At 34.3% G+C, this 24049-nt stretch carries 15 protein-coding genes; 5 read left to right on the forward strand and 10 right to left on the reverse strand.

Annotated elements, in window-relative coordinates; all coding sequences use genetic code 11:
- Window positions 1–50: 50 nt before the first annotated feature.
- Complete coding sequence (locus tag R2Q59_RS09810) at window positions 51–422, reverse strand: response regulator (RefSeq protein WP_316768332.1); 372 nt, start codon at window positions 420–422, stop codon at window positions 51–53.
- Window positions 423–675: 253 nt separating this feature from the next.
- Between R2Q59_RS09810 and R2Q59_RS09815 the strand changes: the two genes are divergently transcribed.
- The gene (locus tag R2Q59_RS09815) at window positions 676–1842 is read left to right on the forward strand and encodes a GAF domain-containing sensor histidine kinase (RefSeq protein WP_316785369.1); all 1167 of its coding nucleotides are present in this window, start codon (window positions 676–678) and stop codon (window positions 1840–1842) included.
- Window positions 1843–1882: 40 nt separating this feature from the next.
- Here the strand turns inward: R2Q59_RS09815 and R2Q59_RS09820 are convergent, their stop codons facing one another.
- The 4 genes from R2Q59_RS09820 to R2Q59_RS09835 form a co-directional block, all read right to left on the reverse strand.
- Window positions 1883–3292: an efflux transporter outer membrane subunit gene (locus tag R2Q59_RS09820; RefSeq protein WP_316785370.1), complete on the reverse strand. Its 1410-nt coding sequence runs from the start codon at window positions 3290–3292 to the stop codon at window positions 1883–1885.
- A gap of 102 nt (window positions 3293–3394) precedes the next feature.
- Window positions 3395–6550, reverse strand: a complete 3156-nt coding sequence (locus tag R2Q59_RS09825) for an efflux RND transporter permease subunit (protein ID WP_316785371.1) — start codon at window positions 6548–6550, stop codon at window positions 3395–3397.
- 4 nt (window positions 6551–6554) lie between these two features.
- Window positions 6555–7751: an efflux RND transporter periplasmic adaptor subunit gene (locus R2Q59_RS09830; RefSeq protein WP_316785372.1), complete on the reverse strand. Its 1197-nt coding sequence runs from the start codon at window positions 7749–7751 to the stop codon at window positions 6555–6557.
- A 79-nt stretch (window positions 7752–7830) separates the two neighbouring features.
- On the reverse strand, window positions 7831–8430 hold the full coding sequence (locus R2Q59_RS09835) for a TetR/AcrR family transcriptional regulator (RefSeq protein ID WP_316768342.1): 600 nt from the start codon (window positions 8428–8430) through the stop codon (window positions 7831–7833).
- A 151-nt stretch (window positions 8431–8581) separates the two neighbouring features.
- Between R2Q59_RS09835 and R2Q59_RS09840 the strand changes: the two genes are divergently transcribed.
- Window positions 8582–9877 carry a hypothetical protein gene (locus R2Q59_RS09840; RefSeq protein WP_316785373.1) on the forward strand — a complete coding sequence of 432 codons (1296 nt, stop codon included), beginning with the start codon at window positions 8582–8584 and terminating at the stop codon, window positions 9875–9877.
- A 165-nt stretch (window positions 9878–10042) separates the two neighbouring features.
- Here the strand turns inward: R2Q59_RS09840 and R2Q59_RS09845 are convergent, their stop codons facing one another.
- Genes R2Q59_RS09845 through R2Q59_RS09865 form a run of 5 tightly spaced genes read right to left on the reverse strand, consistent with a single transcriptional unit; the run spans window position 10043 to window position 20253 of the window.
- Window positions 10043–12460, reverse strand: a complete 2418-nt coding sequence (locus tag R2Q59_RS09845; protein WP_316785374.1) for a GAF domain-containing protein — start codon at window positions 12458–12460, stop codon at window positions 10043–10045.
- Between the two features lie 9 nt (window positions 12461–12469).
- Window positions 12470–16075 carry a BamA/TamA family outer membrane protein gene (locus R2Q59_RS09850; RefSeq protein ID WP_316785375.1) on the reverse strand — a complete coding sequence of 1202 codons (3606 nt, stop codon included), beginning with the start codon at window positions 16073–16075 and terminating at the stop codon, window positions 12470–12472.
- A gap of 39 nt (window positions 16076–16114) precedes the next feature.
- The gene (locus tag R2Q59_RS09855; RefSeq protein WP_316785376.1) at window positions 16115–16999 is read right to left on the reverse strand and encodes an SdiA-regulated domain-containing protein; all 885 of its coding nucleotides are present in this window, start codon (window positions 16997–16999) and stop codon (window positions 16115–16117) included.
- Window positions 16992–19046, reverse strand: a complete 2055-nt coding sequence (ppk1, locus tag R2Q59_RS09860) for a polyphosphate kinase 1 (RefSeq protein ID WP_316785377.1) — start codon at window positions 19044–19046, stop codon at window positions 16992–16994. Before ppk1 ends, R2Q59_RS09855 begins: the two co-directional genes overlap by 8 nt.
- A gap of 1 nt (window position 19047) precedes the next feature.
- The gene (locus R2Q59_RS09865; RefSeq protein WP_316768353.1) at window positions 19048–20253 is read right to left on the reverse strand and encodes a Pycsar system effector family protein; all 1206 of its coding nucleotides are present in this window, start codon (window positions 20251–20253) and stop codon (window positions 19048–19050) included.
- Window positions 20254–20514: 261 nt separating this feature from the next.
- On the opposite strand from R2Q59_RS09865, the gene R2Q59_RS09870 reads away from it, so the two are divergent.
- The 3 genes from R2Q59_RS09870 (at window position 20515) to R2Q59_RS09880 (ending at window position 23874) form a co-directional block, all read left to right on the forward strand.
- Window positions 20515–21003: a TspO/MBR family protein gene (locus tag R2Q59_RS09870; RefSeq protein ID WP_316785378.1), complete on the forward strand. Its 489-nt coding sequence runs from the start codon at window positions 20515–20517 to the stop codon at window positions 21001–21003.
- A gap of 64 nt (window positions 21004–21067) precedes the next feature.
- Window positions 21068–23350, forward strand: coding sequence for a patatin-like phospholipase family protein (locus R2Q59_RS09875; protein ID WP_316785379.1), 2283 nt, complete (start codon window positions 21068–21070; stop codon window positions 23348–23350).
- Entirely contained in the window at window positions 23347–23874 is a 528-nt protein-coding gene (locus R2Q59_RS09880; RefSeq protein WP_316785380.1) for a hypothetical protein, read from the forward strand. Before R2Q59_RS09875 ends, R2Q59_RS09880 begins: the two co-directional genes overlap by 4 nt.
- The last annotated feature ends 175 nt before the right edge of the window (window positions 23875–24049 follow it).

Raw genomic sequence — 24049 nt, forward strand, 5'->3', positions numbered from 1 at the left:
CATCAAGAAAGTTACGCAAACAAAAAATATGATAACTATCTCAAAAAAAATCATCTCGAATTTATAGCCGCAAACCTCTTAACCCTTACTGAAAGTTCGCTCGGACTAAATGGTTTTGTGATAAAATCATCAGCACCTAATTGAAAGGCTTCCAATACAATATCTTCCTGTCCCATACCAGATAACACTATGATAGGGGTTTTTTTTTCTTTACTATTTTCTGCTAAATATGCAACAATTTCCAGACCAGATACATAAGGCATCATGATGTCCGATATCACTAAGTCTGGTGTATGTTGTTCAATTTTACTTAAAGCATCGCGTCCATCGCTTGCAGAAATTATTTCATGACCATCTTTCTTTAACCTTAATTCTAAAGTTTTAAGCATTAACTCGTCATCCTCTGCAATTAGTATTTTCATAGTCAAATAGTTATTTCAAGTTCAATAAGAGAGAGCATTAGCTAGTTCAAATAGTGTTTATATGAACAAATGTAAGTTATCAATTTAAAACTTGTTTACCAATTAGTTAAATTATTTAACATTTATTAAACAAAATTTCTTTGAAAAATAATTTATTATTTAATGATGAAAATAATAGCTTTGGTATTAGTCTATTAATCAGCATTTATAATAAAATATGTCAAGTTCAAACACCCCAATTCCATTAAATGAGATGGAAAGAATAATTACGCTTTCCGATTATGATCTTGACTACTCTGGTTTAGAGAATAACTTTAAAGACATTATACATTTAGCGGCTAGAGTTGCTGGCACAGAGATATCTTTAATTAATCTTATTGACTCATTCACTCAATGGTCAATAGCTCATCATGGCTTAGAAATTGACCAAATGCCGAGAGAAGAATCAGTTTGCCAATATACCATAATGGGAGATGATCATTTTGAAGTTGAGGATCTTTCAGCCGATGCTCGTTTTACAAATAAATTCTATGTAGACAAACCTCTTAGCCTACGTTATTATTTTGGCATACCTTTAAAAACAAGTACTGGCTTTAATATTGGTGCCTTATGTGTATTAGACACTAGTTTTAAAAAACTTACACCAGAAAAGGTTGAGCTTTTAAAGTTAATCGCAAATGAGATTGTAAATCGATTAAATACCATAAAGCTTTTACAAGAGTTAAAAAGCAAGCTAAACGATGCAAAAGAAACTCACAAAAGAGTTGCACATGATATTAGAGGGCCCTTGTCTGGTATAATTGGCATTTCAGAAATTATTAGCGAACGAGGCAATGAGAATCAGCTTGATGAGGTGATGGATTTTGTAACACTAATTCATAAAAGTAGTAGATCAATTCTTGATCTTGCAGATGAAATTTTAACTGAAGAAAAGAAGAGGTTGGGCGAGCCACAAGGTGATGGATTTAACTTAACTGTTTTTAAAGAAAAATTAGAAAAATTATACCTACCTCAGGCACAAAATAAAGGCATAGCCTTAAATATAAATAACGACCCAAAACTGGCAACCATACCAATTTCAAAAAACAAATTACTGCAAATTGTAGGTAATCTTATTTCAAATGCCATTAAATTTACACCACAAGGTGGAAGCGTTATTGTAGATTTAGATTTAGCCTTAGAGATGAACAACAAAACCTTAAAAATAACAGTGTCAGATACTGGAGAAGGTTTAGATGAAGGTGCTATATCAAATATTCTCAACGGTAGCCAGACCACTTCGCAAGGTACAGGTGGCGAGAGCGGTTACGGCTTTGGTTTAGCTATGGTAAAACATTTAGTTGATAGCTTAAAAGGCAAAATGGAAATCACCTCTGAAGAAGGAAAAGGCGCTAAATTTGTAATTACTATCTCTCAATAAAAGAAAGCCACTTAAAAAAGTGGCTTTCTTTTATTTTAAATTACTGCCAACCACCACCAAGCGCTCTATATAAAGAAACACTTGCATTTAATTGCGCTGTTTTTAAAGTAGTTAAATCTAATTCTCCTTGCAATAAATTTCCTTGAGCAGTTATAACTTCTAAATAGTTAGCCATTCCACTTTTAAAAAGTAAATCAGAGTTTTTAACTGCTAACTGCAAGGTTTTTACCCTGTTCTGCGCAATCGAATATTCTGATCTTAGGTTAACAATTTTAGCTTGTTCGTTAGAAACCTCAACCACAGCTCCGATTACAGCTTGTCTGAATAATAAAACCGATTGGTCTCTTTCTACTTTTGCCAATTCGAATTGCGTTTTTAACTCTTTACGTTGAAAAATTGGCTGGGTAATTCCTCCACCAACAACGCCGAATAAGGAGGCTGGAATATTGAACCAATTGCTTGCTTGGAAAGAATTTAATCCGCCACTAGCAGAAATGACTAAGCTTGGATATAATCTTGCATTTGCAATACCAACTTTAGCATTTGCAATTTTTAATCCCAACTCTACATTTTTTACGTCTGGTCTGATGCTTAACATTGTTGCCGGAACACCAGTTGCTAATTGCTCTGGAACGGTTAATTGCTCTAAAGTTATTGCTCGTTCAATAGCCGAAGGAAATCTTCCAGTTAAAGCACTTAATGCATTTTCTTGAATACTTATTTCTTGAGTAATTTGAGGAATCAACTGAGAAGCTCTTAATTGTTGACCTTCTGCCTGTTGAATTGCCAAAGAAGTAACTTGACCAGCATCAAACTGCATTTTTATCATTTTTAATGTATTGTTATTTAACTCTACATTTCTTTTAGCCACGGCTAATTGTGCATCTAACATCAATAATCTGTAAAAACCTGAAGCTACTTCTGCAACAATCCTAGTTTGCACTGCCTTTTTAACTTCGGCTGATTGTAAATACCCAGCGTAGGCTGCTTCTTTTTGCTTCTTGATTTTACCCCAAATGTCTGCTTCCCAAGTCAAAGCTAAATTTGCATTATAGTCTTCAATGTGACTCGTGTTTAAAAATTGCGAAGTACTTAATCCGTTTAAGCTATTGTCTGAAGGACGATTTGAACTTGCATTAATTTGCAAGTTCAATTGAGGGATATTACCGAGTTTTGCTCTTTTCAAAATCAGCTCTGCTGCGTCGATATTTTTTAAGGCAATTTGTAAATCGAAGTTTCTTAGCAAAGCGCTATCAATTAAATTACGAATTGCAGGTGTGCTGAAAAAATCCTTAATCGGCAAAGCACCAATGCTGCTTGTATCTGTGCTTAATATATCCCTAAAATTTCCTGGGATCTCTTCTTTTGGAGCTAAAACTTCTCTAGCAATGCCACAACTACTTAATATGAAGAGTAATAGGGCAAAAGATATATTTTTAATTGTGTTCATTTCATTAAATTTTAATTGTACCATTTCCTTAACCACAAGGAAATTAAAGGCAAGAACTCACTAGAGATAGTTTGTTCCTGCTGTTGTGTTTGTGTGTGCTGATTAGTTTCCATAATCTTCTGCATGCGCAACTGCTATTGGTGCACCAGTAACTTTCTCTTGTAAAAATTGGAAGATGATAAACAATACAGGAATAACAAACACACCTAAAACAACGCCAAAAACCATCCCACCTGCTGCTGCAATACTAATGGAGTGATTTCCCAAAGCTGATGGACCAACTGCTCTCATCATCGGAATCATACCCACAATAAATGCTAACGAAGTCATGATAATCGGACGTAGCCTTAATTTTGCTGCTTCTAACGATGCTGACAATAAAGATTTACCTGCTCTTCTTCGCTGAATAGCAAACTCTACAATTAGGATGGCGTTTTTAGCCAGCAAACCGATGAGCATTACCAAAGCCACTTGAACATAAATATTGTTAGAAATTCCAGTTAGGCCAATTGCCGCAAACACACCAAATATTCCTGTAGGGATGGATAAAATTACAGCCCAAGGCAAAATGTAACTCTCATACTGAGCTGACAACAAGAAATAAACAAACAATAAACAAAGGATAAAAATGATAGCCGATTGTCCGCCAGAAGAAAGTTCTTCTTTAGTCATTCCAGAAAACTCATAGCCATAACCACCTGGCAATTGTTTAGCCGCAACTTCTTCTACTGCTCTAATGGCATCTCCAGAACTAAAACCTGGTTTTGTCATTGCATTTAAACCAATAGAATTAAATAGATTATAACGTGATGCTGTTTCTGGTCCGTAAACTCTTTCTAATTTAACCAAAGTATTAATTGGAACCATTTCGCCAGTTTTGTTTTTCACAAACACACCATCCATTGCCGCAGAATTAGCTCTGTCTGTTTTATCAGCTTGCACAACAACTCTGTAATATTTACCAAAACGGTTAAAATCTGATGCTTGTGCACTACCAAAATAGGCTTGCATGGTTTGTAAGATATCCTTAACACTTACACCCAATTGGGCCGCTTTAACTTCATCTAATTTCATTTCCAATTGTGGATAATCAGACTTAAAAGAGGTAAAGGCAAAGGCAATCTCTGGACGTTTCATCAGCTCTGCTATAAAGTTGTTAGATACAGCACTAAACTTGTCTAATGAGCCACCTGTTTTGTCTTGCAATACCATATCTAAACCATCGATATTGCTAAAACCTGGAACGGTTGGGAAAGTGAACACGAAGAAATTTGCGCCTTTAATGGCTGACAATTTACCTCTAACTTCATTCATGATTCCATCAATGTCTTTTATCTTACCTCTTTCATCTGTCAACTTTAAAAGCACAAATAACACACCTGATGATGGACTAGATGATTGTGTAAGCATATTGAAACCTGATAAACCCATCAAGGTTTGTTTAGATTCCATTGTCCCTAACAAGCTTTCAGCTTGTTTAATTACATCCGTTGTGCGGTCTAAAGAAGCGCCTGCTGGCATTGATAAGGAAATTGCCAAAAATCCTTGGTCTTCTGAAGGAATAAATCCAGATGGCGTTCTCTTAATCATCACCCCTGTGGCAATAATTACCGCAGCCAAGCCAACCAATGTTAACCAACGAAAACGAACTAAAAATCTTAACGTATTGGTATATTGATTAGTGATTTTCTCAAACCCAGAGTTAAAACCTGCAAAGAATTTTTCTTTAAAAGTTTTCTTTTCCGCACCTGCGTGATGATTTTCTTTCAAAAACAACGCTGCCAAAGCAGGGCTTAATGTCAATGCATTTACAGCAGAAATTACAATCGCAATTGCCAATGTAAAGGCAAACTGTCTATAAAACAGACCTGTTGAGCCTTCCATAAATCCTACTGGTAAAAACACAGCAGACATAACTAAAGTAATGGAAATAATTGCTCCAGTAATTTCACTCATCGCAGCAGCAGTTGCAACTTTTGGTGCCAAATGGCGATGTTCCATTTTTGCGTGTACCGCCTCGACGACCACAATCGCATCATCGACGACAATACCAATTGCTAATACTAAGGCAAATAAAGTCAATAGATTAATAGAGAAGCCGAAAATCCACATGAAGAAAAACGTTCCTAAAATGGCTACTGGTACTGCAATAGCAGGAATTAACGTAGAACGGAAATCTTGCAAGAAGATAAACACAACGATGAAAACCAGAATAAACGCTTCAATCAAGGTGTGAATTACTTGGTCTATAGATTGGTCTAAAGCATTTTTAGTATTGTATAAAATTAAATGTTTAACTCCTTTTGGGAAGTTTTTAGCTGATTTTTCCATCAGCTTTGCGATAGCAATTTGAATTTGATTAGAGTTAGAACCTGCTAACTGTACAACACCAATATTGATACCTGGTTTACCATTTACCCTTGTGAAATTGGTATAAGAATAAGCACCAAATTCTATTCTCGCTAAGTCTTTTAACCTTAAAATAGAACCATCTGGGTTAGCTTTGATAACCATTTCGCCATATTGTTCTGGCTTGTTTAATTTTCCTTTGTAGGTAATTACATACTCAAAAGATTCTTTACTGCTTTCGCCGAATTTACCTGGCGCAGCTTCTAAGTTTTTATCTTGAATAACAGCCATTACTTCTTTTGGCGTTAATCCGTAAGTTGCCATTTTAGAGGGGTTTAACCAAACCCTCATCGAATAATCTTTATTACCACCAAAAATAGTAGCAGAACCTACTCCTGGAATACGTTTAATGTCTGGAATGATATTAATTTGAGCGTAATTGGCTAAGAAAGTTTGGTCGTAGTTTTTCTCATCATCTGTAAAAAGGTCTACAACCATAATTAGACTATTCTGCTGTTTTGCAGTTGTTATACCAGCTTGCACAACTTCTGTAGGCAATTGGCTAGTAGCTTGCGAAACCCTGTTTTGAACATTTACCGCAGCTTGGTCGGGGTTTGTACCTAATTTGAAATAAACTGTAATTACCAATGAGCCATCGTTACTTGCTGTAGAGCTCATGTAACTCATGTTCTCTACTCCGTTAATTGCCTCCTCTAATGATGGAGCAACCGAACGCAATACAGTTTCTGCATTTGCACCAGGGTAAAAAGCCATAACCTGAACCGCAGGTGGCGCAATATCTGGAAATTGTTGAAGTGGTAATTTAGATAATCCCAGTACACCCAGAATTACTAAAAGGATAGAAATAACCGTTGCTAAAACCGGTCTGTTTAGAAATATTTTGAACATCTTATTATTTATTTGAGGCGTTATAAGCCGTTACTGTTTTTGCTTTTTCAGGTTGGATTAAATCTCCTTCTTTTAAGCTTTCGAAACCTTTAGATACAATTTGGTCTCCTGATTTTAAACCATCTTCTACCAAATAATTGGTACCACTTGTACCCAGCACTTTAATTGGTTGTTTACTTATTTTGTTGTCTTTACCTACAGCAAACACAAATACCTTATCCTGTATTTCAACAGTAGCAGATTGAGGCACTAACAAGATATCGTTGTGCTCAATGCCTAATCTTACTTTACCTGTATTTCCCGACCTTAATAAACCTTGTGCATTTGCAAAACTGGCTCTTAAGGTGATGGCACCAGTAGTTTTATCAAACTGACCATCAATCATATCAATTTTTCCTGTTGAAGGATAAATTGTTTGGTCAGCCAATACCAAAGAAACTGGAGGCAAATGTTTAATTCTATCTGCAACAGAATTACCCTGGTATTTTGCATTAAAATTGATGAAGTCTGTTTCCGCTAAAGAAAAGTAAACGTGTACTTCATGCACATCAGAAAGTTGGGTTAAAGATTCAACATCTGTTGGACCAACTAAACTACCTTGCTTTTTAGGCAACCTACCGATGTAACCACTTATTGGCGCCTTAATTTGAGTGTAGTTTAAATTAATTTGTGCACTGTTAACATTAGATTTTGCTTGTTCTACGTTTGCCAAGGCTATTTCGTGTGCTGTTTTTGCAGTTTGCAACTGATAAGCAGAAACTACTTTTGCTTGAACTAGTGGCGTCAATTTATCAATTTCAAGTTGTGCATTTAAAACGGCAGCCTTTGCAGCTTGCAATGCCGCTTTTGCGGTATTTAATTGAGCTCTAAAGGGCAATTCAGAAATTTGAAATAACAATTGGCCTTTGTTTACCAGTTGTCCTTCGTTAACAAGAACTCTGTCTATCGTACCAGCAATCTGTGGACGGATTTCTAAATCCGTAGCACCTTGTATTGAAGCTGGATAATCTACAAATGTTTCCTGTGAACTCTGGCTAATAGTGATAACCGGCAATGCTGGAGCAGGGGCTGCAGCCATCTGGTCTGGATTACTGGTACAACTAGCTAAAAACAAAAGCGTTGTAACAAATAACAAAATTATCCATTCGTTAAATAATTTAACATTGTTAGATATTGGGGCAAGTTTAGAGATATGATTCATAATTATTGAGATTTTAATTTGTTTATTTTAACGTTTATAATTAATCTAACACTGTTAGATAATTGGGCAAAAAAAAGTTTTAGTCGTTAATGGTTTTAATAATTGCCTTAATAGCACTTCTTAAAATTTGCTGATTAATTTCATCATTAGCTCCTTTTTGAACTAAATTGATAGATACCAAGCCGTGAATTAACGACCAAAAAGTATAATATTTTAGGCAAGACGTATCTTCAGAAACAGGTTGTTTAGTCAGTAATTTTTCAATTGCATCATAAAATAAATCTGTTGTATATTCAGCTTCAGGCATTTTAGTGTAAAGTTCACAACAATTAACTTGTACTCCGTACATTAATTGGTAAAATTCTTTTTCTTCAAATGCAAAATCCCAATAGGCAAGCCACATTGCTTCTAATTGTTCTTCGGAATCTTCTTTACTATCTCTGGCAGCCTTTACTTTAACACCTAGGTGCATGTATCCTTGCCTTGTTAGCTCAAATAAAATACCTTCTTTGTTTGAGAAGTATTCGTAAATAATCGGTGCTGTATATTCAATTACATCAGCAATTTTACGCATACTTAACGCAGCCCAGCCCTCTTGTTTTACAATTTGTAAAGCAGCATCCAAAATACTCTTACGAGTTTCTTCTTTCTGACGCAGTATTCTTTCTTTACTTCCCATTTTTATTTAAGTGCCATAAAATAATCTAACACTGTTAAGCAAATGTATAAACAGTTTTTAAAATGCGTATCATTTATTTGTCAGATAAATGTGAAAGTGCTTTTAACAAACATTAACAGTCTTTTTTGAATGATATTTTTTACATTTAAAAATGGAAACACGCTCTGAAAACTTAAAACCTTGGTCAATTAGCAAAAGGTTTTTTACACTGTTATCTATCTACTTTGCCTTTTTGATGGTAGATTTTACCAGTAGCGATGAATTGTTTCCTCATTTTGTATATGTCTTGATGACTCCATATACTGAATTTTGGCATTGGATGGTGCCTTGGTTTGGAGAGCACGTTTTGCACTTAAGTTATCCCATTACTGTTAGACCAAATGGCAGCGGCGACACCACTTATAATTATGTGCTCCAACTTTTATGGATAATTTTTGCACTACTCATCACAACTATATGGACAATTTTAGATAGAAAACGACCATCATATCATCAATTTCAATATTGGTCGAGAATAGTGATACGCTACTTTTTAGCCTATATGCTTTTCGTTTACGGATTTGTTAAGGTTATCAAATTACAATTCCCTTTTCCCGATTTGATTAGATTAACTGAGCCTTATGGAGATTCTACACCTATGGGCTTAGCTTGGACTTTTGTTGGTTATTCATCAGGTTATAACTTATTTACAGGCGGAGCAGAAGTTTTGGCTGGCATTCTTTTATTCTACAAACGCACCACACTTTTTGGTTCATTGGTTGCAATGACTGTGATGGCAAATGTCGTTGCGATGAATTTTGCCTATGATATTCCTGTAAAAATATTTTCGCTCAATCTGTTAATTATGGCTACTTGGATAGCTTGGTATGACAAGGATAGATTAATCAATTTCTTCTTCCTTAATAAAATTACCACTCCATCTGCAATTGAATATCCTTATCACACAAAGTGGAAAAAAATTGTTCAGCTTTCACTAAAGTCTATTGCTATTTTATTTGCGCTATACTCTACTTTATATAGTAACCTTAATATGGCCAAAGAATACGGAGACGCAGCACCTAAAGCTCCATTATATGGAATTTATGATGTAAAAACTTTTAACCTAAAAGGTCAATTACTTGCACCATTGACAACAGATTCAACTCGTTGGAAAAGAATGATTATCGGTTATCCAGGTTATGCCAGAATTACAAAAATGAATGATAGTATCTTTTGGGTAAAGTTAAAGGTAGACACAAGCCTAAAAAAATTACACTTCACATCAAACGAAGACCCAGAGGATAAATTTACGTGGAGTTATTTAAAACAAGGAAAAGACCAACTGACTGTAAAAGGTTTAATGGGAAAAGATTCGATAAATATTCAATTTAAACAGTTCGACCACACTCAGTTTAATCTGGTTAAAACTGGGTTTCATTGGATTAATGAGTATCCTAATAATAGGTAGATAGGTTTCGTTACGTCATTCCCGTACAAACGGAATCCTAAAGAACCATACATAAATTTAGTTAGTTTTTCTATCGCATTAAGATACCCAATCGAGTTGGGTATGACGTGTCGATTAGATAGCCCCGATTTAATTTATGCTATCCTCAACCACAGTAAAACTTAATTAAAGCATTTTATCTGCTTTCCTAAAAGGATTTCTCTTAATCGTCTTTTTAATCTTTGTCCATTGCTCGTCAAAGAAATCGCATGACATGTAATTTACACCTACACGTAAAGCCTTTAATCCGCTTACACCTTGTAACTCTTCTAGGTCTAGCATTTCCAAGTCGTCTTGTAAAAACCCTTGCTCTTGTAAATATTTGATGTATTCTAAATATTCATTTGCTTCGTAATTGTTAAAATAGACCAAGGCAATTTTGCCAGGCTGTGTTAAGCGTTCTTCAGTTCCCTTCACTAAAACCTTATCAATCCTTTTTTTAACCACTTCGTAGCGAATGTTGTAAGCACCTTCCACATCAAATCTTCTTTCATCGTTTCTAAAACTGATATCAATCGGATTGCTGTGGATAAATATCAACTGTGTTGTAAGTAAAGCTCTTGGCATTTGGCTAACCAAGCTGTTGGTTAAACGAGCAACCTCTACCATTGCGGTTAATTGCCAAAGGCGAATATTTTTTAAATACAATAAATCAAATGGCACATCTGGTGCGATGTCTTGACCAATATAAATATCATATTCAACTCCATCTGTTCTAAACTTGGCAAAATAACAAGGGTATGAAGCTTGCAAAGTTTGTTGTGCGTCTTCAAGATATTCGCTAACCGCAGTATTAATGAACTGCATCGACGTTTCTAAAGTCCGCCTGTTTTCAAATGCAATACCACTATCTGAATTGATATTAGAAAAATAAGTCTGTACAGTATCTTTTGCCTGTGGATGACCTTTTACGATATGTTTCAGCATTGGATAAACTTCCAACTCTAAAAATTCGTTTAACAAGGCTTCTTCGCTTGAGCTAATTGCATCCTTAATTCTACTTAACCAATCCTTACAGTTAAATAAAATCTTATCAATTAAATCGAGTGGAACTATTACTCTTAATTCTGTTAACGTTTTATTTAAAAGTGCCAATTGAACTTTCAAATCTTCCTTTAAAGCATAATTACGTTCGATTGTAGAATTGCGAATATCAATTGCACCAAAAAGTGGATAAAGTCCTTTGAATGTTACCGTTTCAATTTCTGCAGTTTTCTTTTTCCCTTTACTCTTTTTAAGAAAATCCCAAACTACTTGATTAAATTTCCATTGTACGGAAGGTTGTAAAGCAGTGAATTTATCTTTCAAAACTTCATCCATCTTGAAATTAAATTCTTCTATCCTATATTGTAATAATTGTCCTAATAGTGGCAACGCAGAATGAAGTCTTGACACTAATTTTTCATCAACCTCTAAGCTTTCTCTCGAATAAATTTCCATTACACCAGCCAACTGATTGTTATAATAAATTGGCAAAAATGAATAAGATTGTATTCCGTTTTTTCGCAAAACCTCTAGAAATGGGAATTTCTGAATTTTAGCATCAGTTAAATTATTAAATAAAACTGGTCTCGGATTATCCTTATATTCATCAACTAAGGCAAAGAAAGACTCTTCTAATAAATTATATTTCTTACCAGAATCCAGCAATATACTTTGAGAGTTTTGTTCGTTATCAAATACAAACTTATTGTTAACCATTAAAAATGGAAGTAAACCAAATTCGATGTGACCATCTCCTGCTAAGGTTTTTAAGGCTTGTATAACGTGTTCATAAGCCTCATTTTCATAAGTGTGATTAACCAACGCATTGCGAATACCATCAATTGCATGTTGCAAGGTTACGTCTGAAAGAGTTATAACTGTAAAACCATCAAACTTAAATTTGCTCAATGGAATAACTTCTTGTAAAAGGTCTAATTCTGTGCCCTCTTGAATTTGAGCCGCTACTAACTCGAAATTTAGTTCAGGTAAATCACCATCATAAGTTATATCGATAAATTGTGTATCAGCGTTTATATTGTAAAACTGTGTTAAATGAGTTTCTGGATTTGTGTAAGCGTATAAAATTTCGTTTTTTAGGATAGTCGTATAGTTATAGAACCTATTCAAAATCATTCTATAAATAAACTGTAATTGTTGTTTTTCTTTTGACGCCACCTCTCCATCGTTCTTTTTCTGCTCTGCATGTAAAGAAAGAATATCGTGAAAAGCATCGGTACTAAAGAAAATTTTATCTGGAACTGGTGTACTTAACGCCCAATATAAATCTTTCTCATTAGCCATTAAAGGCGTTAAAATGGTAAAAATTAATTCAAGCGTATCTTTATAGTTTTCTAAATCTTCTGCGTGGATTTCATTACGGAGCGAATCTTCCTTTTCTATCTTTTCTAATAAAAAACGATAAAATTCTGCCTTTAAAGTCTTCTCTGTTTTAAGCCTTCTCTTTAAATAAGAGATTAACGGCCTAAAAGACAGCGTAGCTTCTACGTGGCAACTTGTTTGCTCGTTATTTTTATTAATTTGGATTACGCTCGTGTTCATCTCTTTCTTTTAATACCTAAAACTCATAGAAGCATAAGGATACCACCCTTCTTTAGAATGTCCCATTACAAAACGGAAAATTGCTAATGAAGCTGGTGAAAAGTATAAACCTCCCCCTACTCCGTGATGCCATAAATCTGATTTTTCATTACTATTCCAAACCCTACCAACATCATAAAAACCCATTAAACCAACTTGGCCTGGCAAAACATAACTCACAAAATCTCCAAGTTTTGCCCTTAACTCTACGTTGTTGTAAAAGCTGTGCTGCCCAGCAAATCTAAATTGACGATAGCCTAATAAATTCCCTTGTCCGCCCAAAAATAAGTTCTGATAAAATGCTGGCTTACCAACAGTTATACCACCACCAAATCTATCTGCTAATACAAATTTAGCTCTTCCATCGAGATTTTTATATAGTGCAATGCTTGCCGTGAACTGTCCGTAAGAATTTGCGTACTTATTTAGGCTTTTATAAGCAGCCCATTTAAAATCAACATAACTTCCCAAAGTTGGCAAAATGTCGTTATCTCGTGTGTTATTAACGAAATTGACAACAAGGCCACCATAAAGTTTGTCCTTTTCAACCTTCAAACTATCGAAAGAATGGAGTTGTAAATTATTTGTAATAAAACGTCCAACGTTATCATCTGCATCAAATTTGTAATATTGAAACAGTGTTCCGATACTAAAAGTAGATTTAGGTCTGCGCCATCTTAGTCCTGGTTCAAGTTGATAAATGTTAAATCTTGCTCTATAAAATCTAATGCTGTTCGCATCCTTATCATACTTTGTTTCGTTACCTACACCGAAGAAATTTTGGGTATTATCTGGGGCATTAGCTATTGCTTTTAAAACAAAATCTGCCTTGCCAACTGCTTTTAACCAATCTCCAGCATAATTAAACTTAAATGCTCCAGTTGCAAATGAATATAAGAAAGAAAAATGTTGTGTATTACCATAAGGCTGTTTTCTAAAACCAGGATTTACCATCTTATAATTTAAGCCTAGCAATAAACCATCATCATTGTTAAATCCAACCGCGGCATTTAAAGAAGAACGACTATACATATCTTTCCCTAAATAGGATACATTGGAAGTATCAACCGCTAATTTTTTACGGAGCATATTTTCATCTTCTCCTGCAAAGGTTGAATTACCGTTTTTTCTACCGAACAATTGAACCGACCTCGATGCATTTGGAATATTATAATATTTTTTACCAGCACCAGCGATAATCCTTAATTTAATGTTTGATGTTTTATTATCTAACAGCAAACTATCGTTTCCATCTTTAGTGTATAAACGAATCTCTTTGGTTACTTCAGGGTCGAAAGTTCTGCTAAAGATTTCATCTTTAATATCTCCATCTTTAGATATTTTATTGATTTGAACTTTTAAATGCTGACCAGCAGAGTCTGTAATTAAAACACGCTCATTTTTATCACTGGTTTGTATATCAACTATTCTGTTAAAGAAATGATAATAATCATTCATCAACTTTGGCATTGATGCTCTTCTTTCTTTCAACCTAGCTAAAAACTGGTCGTGACGTAATTTGTAATTAGGTTCTGGCAAATGTTTTAGTGCTTTTTCTAAAACATCATCCGTTAGTTTTGCGCAGAAATCCTTAATCACTTTATCCCATTCGGCTTCGGTAAATTGAGACATTAAACGACTGTTCATTGCTCTGCCCTCCCATAAAAACCAATCAATTTTTTTAATCTCACGCTCGTAGCCTTGCATCATTGGTAATAGTGATGAGCCTTGTGCATAACGCTGAATAAAGCCATCAGAACTATAAAAAACTTGGTCACGGTCTCTAGGAACGGCTAAATATTTTTTGCCTTTTTCGGTTTTTTCAGGATAAAATCTCCATTGGTCTTCGTGTCTATCCCAATCGCCAACCATTACGTCTAAAGCCCTAGCTCGAAGCATCAGCTCTGCATCGTAGGTGTTGTCATTATCTTCATCGAGCTTTTTAAACATTTTGGCCGTGTTGTCCGAATCGCCAATTGGCTCTCTTTCCTCTAGCAAGCATAAAGTATTGGCAAACATTGAAGAATAATCTCCCAAATTAGCATCTGGGGAAACCCAACCAATAATTGGAGTACTATGCGGGACATTAACCGCTTTAGCTAGTGTTGGTACTACCAAAGCCCCGAAAGGGTGTTGTGCGGACATGTTATCTTTAATGATGTCTTTTGCAAAGGTTTCTCTTAACCCTTGTGGTAATAAAACTTCAGGATACTTCTCTACGCTTCTTAACACCCATTCTTTTCCATTTTTATCTTTTAAACGCAACGACTTAGATTGATTACCCCCGCCTAATTGTGTTGGTGTTAAACCGCCTTTAACTTCGGATATTCTTAAGACGGGAAACTTTGTGTCCATCGCATAATCTTTACGGTAATTTTCGCCAAAAAGAAAACGATGAACTTTCCCAACACTATCATAAGATGGATGAACTTTTATGGTAATGCTATCGCCTTTAATTACTTTGTATTCGCTTTGCTGCTTAGCCATGATCTCCTTGTAAGGTTGTGTATAGCTAAAAACTTTTTTTACGCCTGTATCCGCATAAACATAATATTCATAACGCATATTATTGTTAATCAATTGATCTGCAATAACATAGCCTTGATTCATCTCTTGAAACAAAGAATTTTTTCCCTTTTTATTAGGTGTCATTTTAGAACCTGCACCACTAACAATTTGCAGTTGTTCTCCTTTTATTAATTGCAAGCCATGTTCATGGCCAGCTGCATAAATTACGTTGGGTTTCTTCCCGAAAACACTATTAATTTGCTTCATCATATCCTTGTATGTAGGATGATTTATATCTTCAGGGCTTAATAAAGTAGAACGCAGCAGCGGATAAACAGAGCCAATAACTGGCAAGGGAATTACTAAGCTTTTATTTAAAAGGGTTAATGGCAATAAATGGTTTCTCCAAGTAAAATATCCACCATGTGCACCATAACTTTGGAAGGGATGATGTGAAGCCAAAATGATAATCTTATCTCTATTTTGCTCCATTAAATCTTCCATACGGGTAATCACCTCTTCCTTTGTGTTGCAATCGCAATCTGCTGCTGGATTACTTTTATTGTATGGGAATAACCACCATTCACTATCGTAAGCAATAATGGTTAATTTATCGGTTAGCTTTATCGCAACAGGGTCTGGACAACCATTTGCAGGAATTAATCTCAAAAGTGGGTCGTTAAAAGATGCCAAATAATCACTCTGTGCCTGAATTTTTGCTAACCCATTTGGTCCAGATTTATCCCAATCATGGTTTCCTGGTAAAAAATAAACAGCTGACCCAGCCTCACGCATGGGTTGAAATTGAGATTGAAGTATTTTACTGGTTTCGGCGAAATCACCATACCCAGGAATTGCCATCCCTACTGGGTAAATATTATCTCCCAAATAAAGTGTAGTAGTTTTGCCCTTAATTACATGTTTCGCCGCATTTTTTAAAGATGCACCTTGGCCTGTATTCATTTCTCCAGCATCACCAATTAGGATGACCCTGTATCTAACATCGTTTTGTGCAATTGCAGTTAAGCCCTGAAATAAACATATAATTAGAAGTAGCTTTTTTAACATATTGATATTTTGAGAGTTAAGAACAATTTTATTTTAAATTTAAGGTTTTTTATAATCGAACCTTAAAATATTTCCAACTGTGGTTTCACTTCCTTCGTTAGAAATATAAAGATTACCAGCGCTGTCAAAAGCAATGCCTTCTGGCTGATTAAACTCGTTAGAACTTAGGTGATAAACAGCTTTAATTTTCCATTTAGAATCGGCAACAACTAATGCCTTATTAACCGAAGAAACGATATACCATTCTTTTGTAATAGGGTTTACCGCTAATGCTGATGGATGGAAAGTGCCTTTCTTTTTGCCAGATAACTGGTCAACTTGACTAACATCTATGCTAAAATTACCTGTAGATTTTAATGTACCGTCGCTTTGCAAAGTTAAAATATAACCACTTGTAACTTTGGTGTCTTTATCTTGCTTACAAGTTTTACATAACACGTAAACATTGCCAGTGGTCTCATCTGCAAACAAACCTTCATAATCTCCTTTAGGAAAAAGTCCTGTTGTTTCCGTAACTTTTGTAACCTCTGCATTTTTTGTTTCGCTTAGCGGAAAAGAGTATAAATCGCCATTGCTTTTCAACATTACAACCCAACCTTTTGCAATCGCTACGTCTTCATAATCGCCCTTTTTTCCAAATTTTGTTTTCGTTTCATCTTTTGTACCTAATGGAAGACTAAATAAAGCTCCGTCTTCATCCATTTCAGCATAAACAATTTTGTTATCCCCTTTATTAAATGCAATTCCTGATATTTCTTGTAAAATATCTGGCATTCCATATTTTTCTGGTTTTGATAAATCGTATCCTGTTGGGCTCTCAGGACCTTTTGATTTTGTTTGAGAACAAGATAAAATAGCAAAACTAATTAGCGACGCTGATAAAAGTAAATAATGTAATTTCTTGATTTTAGGTTGATTAAGCATTGTATTTCTCTTTTAGTAATTCATAAATACGATATTGAGATTGCGTTGGTTTATGTTTTGTTACGACAGGAATGTTAATCATTTTGTCATTTATTTCTACTGCCTTAATATTATCTAACAACTGAAGTTTCAAAATAGATTTTATTTCTTCTTTTATTTTTTCATCAAAAATTGGGAAACACACTTCAATTCTTCTATAAATGTTTCTGTTCATCCAATCTGCGCTGCCCAAGTAAATCTCTTCATCTCCTTGATTATGAAACACAAAAACTCGTCCATGTTCTAAATACCTATCTACAATTCTTACAACTTTAATGTTCTCACTCATTCCTTTTACACCAGGAATAAGCCTACAAATCCCGCGAATGATTAGTTCTATCTTAACCCCAGCTTGCGATGCTTGGTAGAGTTTAGAGATTAAAACCTTTTCTTCTAAATTATTAAGTTTGATGAGTATAGCAGCGTCATTCCCTACACTAGCATTTAGAATTTCTCTATCTATTAATCTCAAAAAGCTTTGCTGTAAGTTAAATTGTGCAACCAATAAATATTTAAACTTTATTAAATCTGGGTCGGTAGGTTTAACGCGTTTAGCTAAAAACATAAACAGTAACTCCATTTCTCTTAACATACCCTGATGAGCAGTCATTAAAATATGGTCTGTGTAAAAATTAGCTGTGGTTTCGTTAAAATTTCCCGTGGCAAATAAACCAGTGTAAACTTTACGATTATCAACTGCCCTTTTAATCAATGCAATTTTTGCGTGGACTTTTAATGCGGTAACGCTGTAAATAATATCTACACCAGCCTCTTTCATTTTTTTAGCCCATTTGATGTTGTTTGCCTCATCAAATCGGGCTTTTAACTCTACCAAAACAGCTACTTTTTTGCCATTTTTAGCAGCGCTGATTAAAGCATTTACAATTTTAGAATCGCTAGCGACACGGTATAAAGTCACGTAAATCTCTTCTACTTGTTTGTCTGTAGCCGCCTCATTAAAAAACCTTAAAACACTATCATAAGATTGATATGGAGGATTAATGAGCATATCCTTTTGTAAAATTTCCTCATATAATGATTTCTCTTTTACAACTTCTGGATAATTAATTTTAGACCACGATTGATTGGAAAGGTTTTTATCCTTAACTGGAAAAGAGGACAAATCTTTTAGATTGTGGTATCTTCCTCCTTCAACTGTGTTTGCTTTTTGAAGATTTAGTTTGTCCTTAATAAACTCCATTGTAACTTCTGGCACTCCTGGTTGATGCAAAAATCGAGTTGCCAAACCAAAATCGCGTTTTTGCAGTTGCTTCTCTATCTGCTCTGCTAAATTACCTGCATATTCGTCTTTTAAATCTATTTCTGCGGTACGGGTAATTTTAAAACTAAAACATCCAGTAATTTCACCATCGTTAAAAAGCACATCAAAATTATTTCTAATGATATCATCTAAAAAGACAATAAAGGTTTCATCGCCTTTTTCAATTTTATAAAATCTTTGTAAATTGTTACTCGGAATATTTAAGATGATGGTTTTTGTAAGGCCATCCTCAATTAGATTTATTAGAAAGTATAATTCATTGTTATTAGGAAAAAAGGACGATTTCGCATCAGCCAAATTAACAGGTTGTAAAAACGCCAAAACCTGACTCAAGAAATATCTTCTAACTTCTTTGCACAGTTCTTCGGGAATATCTACCCCATAAATAAAGCTAATTTTGTTATCTCGCAGTTGCGGAATAATAGTTTCCCTTAGCGTTTTGCCATATTCCTGCTGCTGATTACGGATGGCTCGATTGGCATTCTCCAGTAAATTATCAGCAATTGAGACATTATTTTTTTCCTTTTTACTTAATTTTTCCAACGCCAATAAAACAGGCATCCGCACACGGTAAAATTCATCCAAATTGGAAGAATAAATTGAAAGAAAATTAATGCGTTCTAACAAAGGAACATCAGCTCTGCTTGCTTCTTCAAGTACCCGTTCATTAAAAGAAAGCCAACTTAAATCTCTGTCAAAAAATTCATTTTTTACAGTTGTGGGCATTCTAACTTAATTTACCGTAACCAATATAAGAAAACACGTAAGCTAAAACCGCAGCAATTAAGCCAAACATAAAAATGTTATAAGCTATTCTAATGAGCTTGTATTTTCTACCTAAAACTACACCTTGAGAATAAACATCGGTGATTAAAGTGCCGTACAAAAATTCATTGTCGTTCATCACTTTAACCATTCCTTTCGAGTAATCGTTCAAAGCCATTTTGTAGAAATTACCGAAAAATAACAGGTTTACTTTTTTACGTTCTAAATCATTATCGGTAAACAAACCATCTGGAATTGAAGGTCTTGTAGCCAGAATAGAGAAAATAATGGTTGATAAACTCACCATTAATAAAATGAAAGTAGGCACAATTAAAAAGGCATTATCTTCTAACCTTCTTAAAACCAAACTCACAATTAATGAAAGAATAATTGAGTTTACAGTAATTAGCAATTGCGCTTTATTATCTGCCATATCACTTAATCTTTGATTGTTTGACGAAGTAATGCGAAACATGGTTTCAATTCCCTTATCAGGTCTTTTCTTATCTTTTTTGGTTAAAAGTTTTTCCTGTATAATAGGTTTATCATCCTTTTTTAAGTCGATTTCAGGTTCTTCCTTTAACTTGTTTCTTAATTTTTCAATGTTTACTGCTTTTTGGTCGCTAAGCAGCAATACGCAATAATCTGTATGGTATTGTTGACTTTCTAAAAACTCTATGTCTTTTTTACGCCATTCATTTTTGCTGATATCTTTATTGTAAAGCAACTCAACTTCCTTATGCATCAGTTTTCTTTTCTTGCTGAAATCCTCTGTACCCAAGTGGAACAAATCTCCGTCGCACAAAATATTTTCTAGCTGATTAGTAGGCTTTTGAGGCATTTTTGTTGATAGGATTACCTGCATAACAGCATCCCTCACATCTGCAGGAACATCGTTTTTCTTTAGAAAATCTACAGCTAAATCTGCACCAATTTGCTCATGATTCTGTGTGTCTTCAAAATATCCTGTATCATGGAACCAAGCTCCAGTCATCACAATAAAAAAATCTTTATCGTTTAACTGATAGTGATTAGCAATTTGCATAGTTGCCTTAACTACGTCTTGTGTATGCTCTAAGTTGTGGTAAACCAGATTTTCATTGTGATGAGTATGGAAATAATCCATTACAAATTCTTTCACATCTTCTAAAAGGCGTTTGTATTTCATTTTTATTTATTTGAGAAGTAGTTGGATGGTGTATTTTTTTTCGTAAACGATGGATTTTTCAAATTCTATATAATTAATTACATATTTACGAAAGATAAGGAATTTTATTCATGGCATATCAAAAACCCCATAAAATGAAAATTGTTTTATCCATAATGACATAATTCTAATCAATGGTTAATTACATTTTTTAATGAATCTTTTAAATTCAAAAACAAGGTCATTAAATATTTGTTACCATTAACATAGATTAACAGCTAAATGAATAGTCGCAGTAACAAATTCCAGTTTTTACCTTTTATAATATGCCTTTTAATTCCACTTGCTATTGGAGCAGTTGGTGGTTTTTTCACTTTCGAATCTGTTAGAACATGGTATACTACATTAAATAAGCCATCATTTAACCCGCCAAATTGGATATTTGGACCTGTTTGGACAACATTATACATTTTAATGGGTATTTCTTCTTATTTAGTTTGGCAAAAAAGAAAAATTGTCTCTGGATATTCTTGGGCAATTGGTGTTTATTTCTTGCAATTGTTGCTCAATTTAATGTGGTCTTACTTGTTCTTTTACCAGCAACAAATTGGTTTTGCATTAATAGAAATTGGCATTTTATTGTTAACCATAATTGTAAATGCATTTATTTTTTATCGCATTAACAAAATCGCTGGCTTGCTATTTATACCTTATATTCTTTGGGTCAGTTTTGCGTCTTATTTAACTTATTCTATTTTTATTTTAAACTAGTTTCAAAAGAAAACGATATTTTTATAGGGTGATGTATCCTAAAAAGCTATTCGTTTTATTCCTTATGCTTTTGGTGCTACAAGTTAAAGCACAAAAGGTTGGCTTAGTTTTAAGTGGCGGAGGTGCCAAAGGTTTGGCTCATATCGGTACGCTAAAAGCACTCGAAGAAAATAATATTCCGATAGACTACATTACGGGAACATCAATGGGCGGTATTGTTGGCGCTATGTACGCAGCAGGTTACTCCCCCACCCAAATAGAAAAGATAGCTTTAGGAACTGATTTTCAGGATTGGGTGGCTGGAAAATACAAAAGTGATTATAGTTACTATTTCCAAAAAACCAGTGCAAATGCTTCTATTCTTACTGCGAAACTATCAATCGATACAAGTTTAAGGTTAAATTTTCGGTCGAATATTGTAAATGATATTCCACTTAATTTTGCACTTTTAGAACTGTTTTCACAAGCATCAGCCATTTCAAAAGATAACTTTGATAATTTATTTGTTCCTTTTCGTTGTATGGCATCTGATGTTTTATCTCAAAAAAGCCTTACCGTTGGCAAAGGGAGTTTAGCAGAAGCAGTTAGAGCAACCATGACAGTTCCTTTGGTTTACAGACCAATTAAATTAGATGGAAAATATGTTTTTGATGGTGGTTTGTACAATAATTTCCCTGCTGATGTGATGAAAACTGAGTTTAAACCAGACTTTATTATTGGTGCAAATGTTTCATCTAAAACATTTAATACTTATCCAAAAAATGATGACAGGTTAATGAACCGGTTTTTGGTTTATATGTTTCTATCCAAATCTGATTCTACTTTGGTTGGCGAAAATGGTGTTTACATTCAGCCAGATTTAATCGATTATACCACCACTAACTTTGCACCTGTTGCAGAGCTCATTAAACGTGGTTATGATGCAACGATGGCAGATATGGTTAATATAAAAAAAGCCATATCAAGAAGAGTTAAAAATGAAGAATTAACGGCAAAGCGTTTAGTTTTTAACCAACGTAAACCAGATTTAGTTTTTAGCAATGTAACGGTGTCTGGCGTAAATTCTCAACAAAAAAAATATATAGAGCGCCTTTTTAAAAGTGATAATGCGACATTCAATTTAGCAGATATTAAACGGGGATATTACAAGTTAGTGGCCGATGAAACTTTCGAAACCGTTTATCCAAAAATTTCCTATCACCCAGCAACAGATAGCTATAATTTCGAAATTGTAGCACAGCCGAAAAAGAGTTTTAAGATAGATTTCGGCGGAAATATTTCATCAAGGCCAATAAGTAACGTTTACCTAGGTCTGCAGTACAATTACCTTAATCGTAAGGCTTATACGGTTGGTGCTAATTTTTATTCTGGAAGATTTTATGAATCTGCTCAAGTTAGTGGTCGTTTAGATTATCCATCTGGATTACCATTGTACCTCGCAGCAGAATTGACTTATAACCACTGGAATTTCTATAATACAAGTCAGATTTTTATCGAAAATCCTCACCCAACCTATATCGAACAAGCAGACAGAAAAATTGATTTGAAATTTGGAATGCCGCTGAACAAAAATGCCAGACTAACTTTAAGCACTGCTTTTATCAATAATAACGATAGGTATAGCCCAACCAATTCATTTGCTGTTGGAGACATATTAGACAGAACAGTTTTTAATGGTTTGAAAGCTGGTTTGACATTCGATAAAAATTCCTTAAATCGAAAGCAATATGCCGATAGAGGACATAGCTTTTTACTAAGTGTGAATTATACCACAGGAAAAGAAAATTACACACAAGGTAATATTTTTAGAACATTACCCTCCTTTACAAAACAAGTTGGCGTTCAACGTACTTTTAGAGAGTGGGGAAGCATTAAATTAAGCGATGAACATTATTTCCTTCATACTAAAAAATACAGTTTAGGCTATCAAGTAGAGGGCGTAATTTCAAATCAGCCTTTATTTTTCAACTACTATTCATCAATTTTGGCTGCCCCAGCATTTTACCCTTTGCAGGATAGCAAATCTCTATTTTTATCAAACTTTAGGGCAACAAGTTATTTAGCTGGCGGATTGAAGAACGTATTCCACATTAAAAAGAATTTTGACTTTAGACTAGAAGGCTATTTAATGCTACCTTACAAAGAGTTTCAGCAAGATGGATTGCAAGGTGTAAAATATGCTGAGGCCTTTAGCAAATGGCGTTATGCAGGCACAGCAGGCTTAGTTTATCATACACCAGTTGGCCCAGTAAGTTTTAGTTATAATTTATATGATGATAATAACAAAAGGCACGGAGTTTTACTACATTTAGGATATCTAATTTATAATAAAAGGTCTATAGAATGAGAAATATAATTGTATTGTTTTTAATGTTTGTTTGCGGTAATTGTTTTGCGCAAAATGCCGACATCAATAACTTTTTAGTGAAGGAAAGCTTATTAAAAAACAGTAAACTCGCCATCATTGCAGCCGATTCACTAGAAAATCCGTTGGAGCAAATTAATGGAACTTATACATTTAGCGTAAGTGGGTTTACACAACAATTAACCTTTAATGATGGTGTTGCCATTTTGCCATTGGCGATTGATAAATCTACTTTTGTTTACATTAAACACCAGAATGATAAAGGCACACACAGCAAATTATTATATGTTTACAAAAAAGAAGGAAATTTAAATCCTTTCACCATCAGCAGAATTTTCTTGATTATTGTTCCGTTAATTATCGTAATTCTTGCTTTTGCCTTCAAAAAATTCATTTACATTGCCGTTATTCTATTCATCATTTTTATGATTTTTAGTTATAGCAATGGCCTAAATATTTCTACATTTTTTGAAACTACGTTTGACTATTTGAAGAATTTGGTTTAAAGAAGTTTATTGTTTCATTAGTATCATTGGTGTCATTAGTTCATTGGCATGATGCAACTTTGGATAGTAGCACAGACCCTTGTTAAGTAAACTGGATAGCAGCGGTATACTTTGATAGCTAAAAGCTAACAAAGATTTAGCGGATAGCCAGACAAACTTAAAATGCTGCGCTGGA

The organism is Pedobacter frigiditerrae, from assembly GCF_032678705.1.
Lineage (GTDB): Bacteria > Bacteroidota > Bacteroidia > Sphingobacteriales > Sphingobacteriaceae > Pedobacter > Pedobacter frigiditerrae_A.

Bases quoted from the DNA above. Each gene is read 5' to 3' on its own strand.
- R2Q59_RS09810 (WP_316768332.1), bottom strand. From the start codon at position 422: ATGAAAATACTAATTGCAGAGGATGACGAGTTAATGCTTAAAACTTTA.
- R2Q59_RS09815 (WP_316785369.1), top strand. From the start codon at position 676: ATGGAAAGAATAATTACGCTTTCCGATTATGATCTTGACTACTCTGGT.
- R2Q59_RS09820 (WP_316785370.1), bottom strand. From the start codon at position 3,292: ATGAACACAATTAAAAATATATCTTTTGCCCTATTACTCTTCATATTA.
- R2Q59_RS09825 (WP_316785371.1), bottom strand. From the start codon at position 6,550: ATGTTCAAAATATTTCTAAACAGACCGGTTTTAGCAACGGTTATTTCT.
- R2Q59_RS09830 (WP_316785372.1), bottom strand. From the start codon at position 7,751: ATGAATCATATCTCTAAACTTGCCCCAATATCTAACAATGTTAAATTA.
- R2Q59_RS09835 (WP_316768342.1), bottom strand. From the start codon at position 8,430: ATGGGAAGTAAAGAAAGAATACTGCGTCAGAAAGAAGAAACTCGTAAG.
- R2Q59_RS09840 (WP_316785373.1), top strand. From the start codon at position 8,582: ATGGAAACACGCTCTGAAAACTTAAAACCTTGGTCAATTAGCAAAAGG.
- R2Q59_RS09845 (WP_316785374.1), bottom strand. From the start codon at position 12,460: ATGAACACGAGCGTAATCCAAATTAATAAAAATAACGAGCAAACAAGT.
- R2Q59_RS09850 (WP_316785375.1), bottom strand. From the start codon at position 16,075: ATGTTAAAAAAGCTACTTCTAATTATATGTTTATTTCAGGGCTTAACT.
- R2Q59_RS09855 (WP_316785376.1), bottom strand. From the start codon at position 16,999: ATGCTTAATCAACCTAAAATCAAGAAATTACATTATTTACTTTTATCA.
- ppk1 (WP_316785377.1), bottom strand. From the start codon at position 19,046: ATGCCCACAACTGTAAAAAATGAATTTTTTGACAGAGATTTAAGTTGG.
- R2Q59_RS09865 (WP_316768353.1), bottom strand. From the start codon at position 20,253: ATGAAATACAAACGCCTTTTAGAAGATGTGAAAGAATTTGTAATGGAT.
- R2Q59_RS09870 (WP_316785378.1), top strand. From the start codon at position 20,515: ATGAATAGTCGCAGTAACAAATTCCAGTTTTTACCTTTTATAATATGC.
- R2Q59_RS09875 (WP_316785379.1), top strand. From the start codon at position 21,068: ATGCTTTTGGTGCTACAAGTTAAAGCACAAAAGGTTGGCTTAGTTTTA.
- R2Q59_RS09880 (WP_316785380.1), top strand. From the start codon at position 23,347: ATGAGAAATATAATTGTATTGTTTTTAATGTTTGTTTGCGGTAATTGT.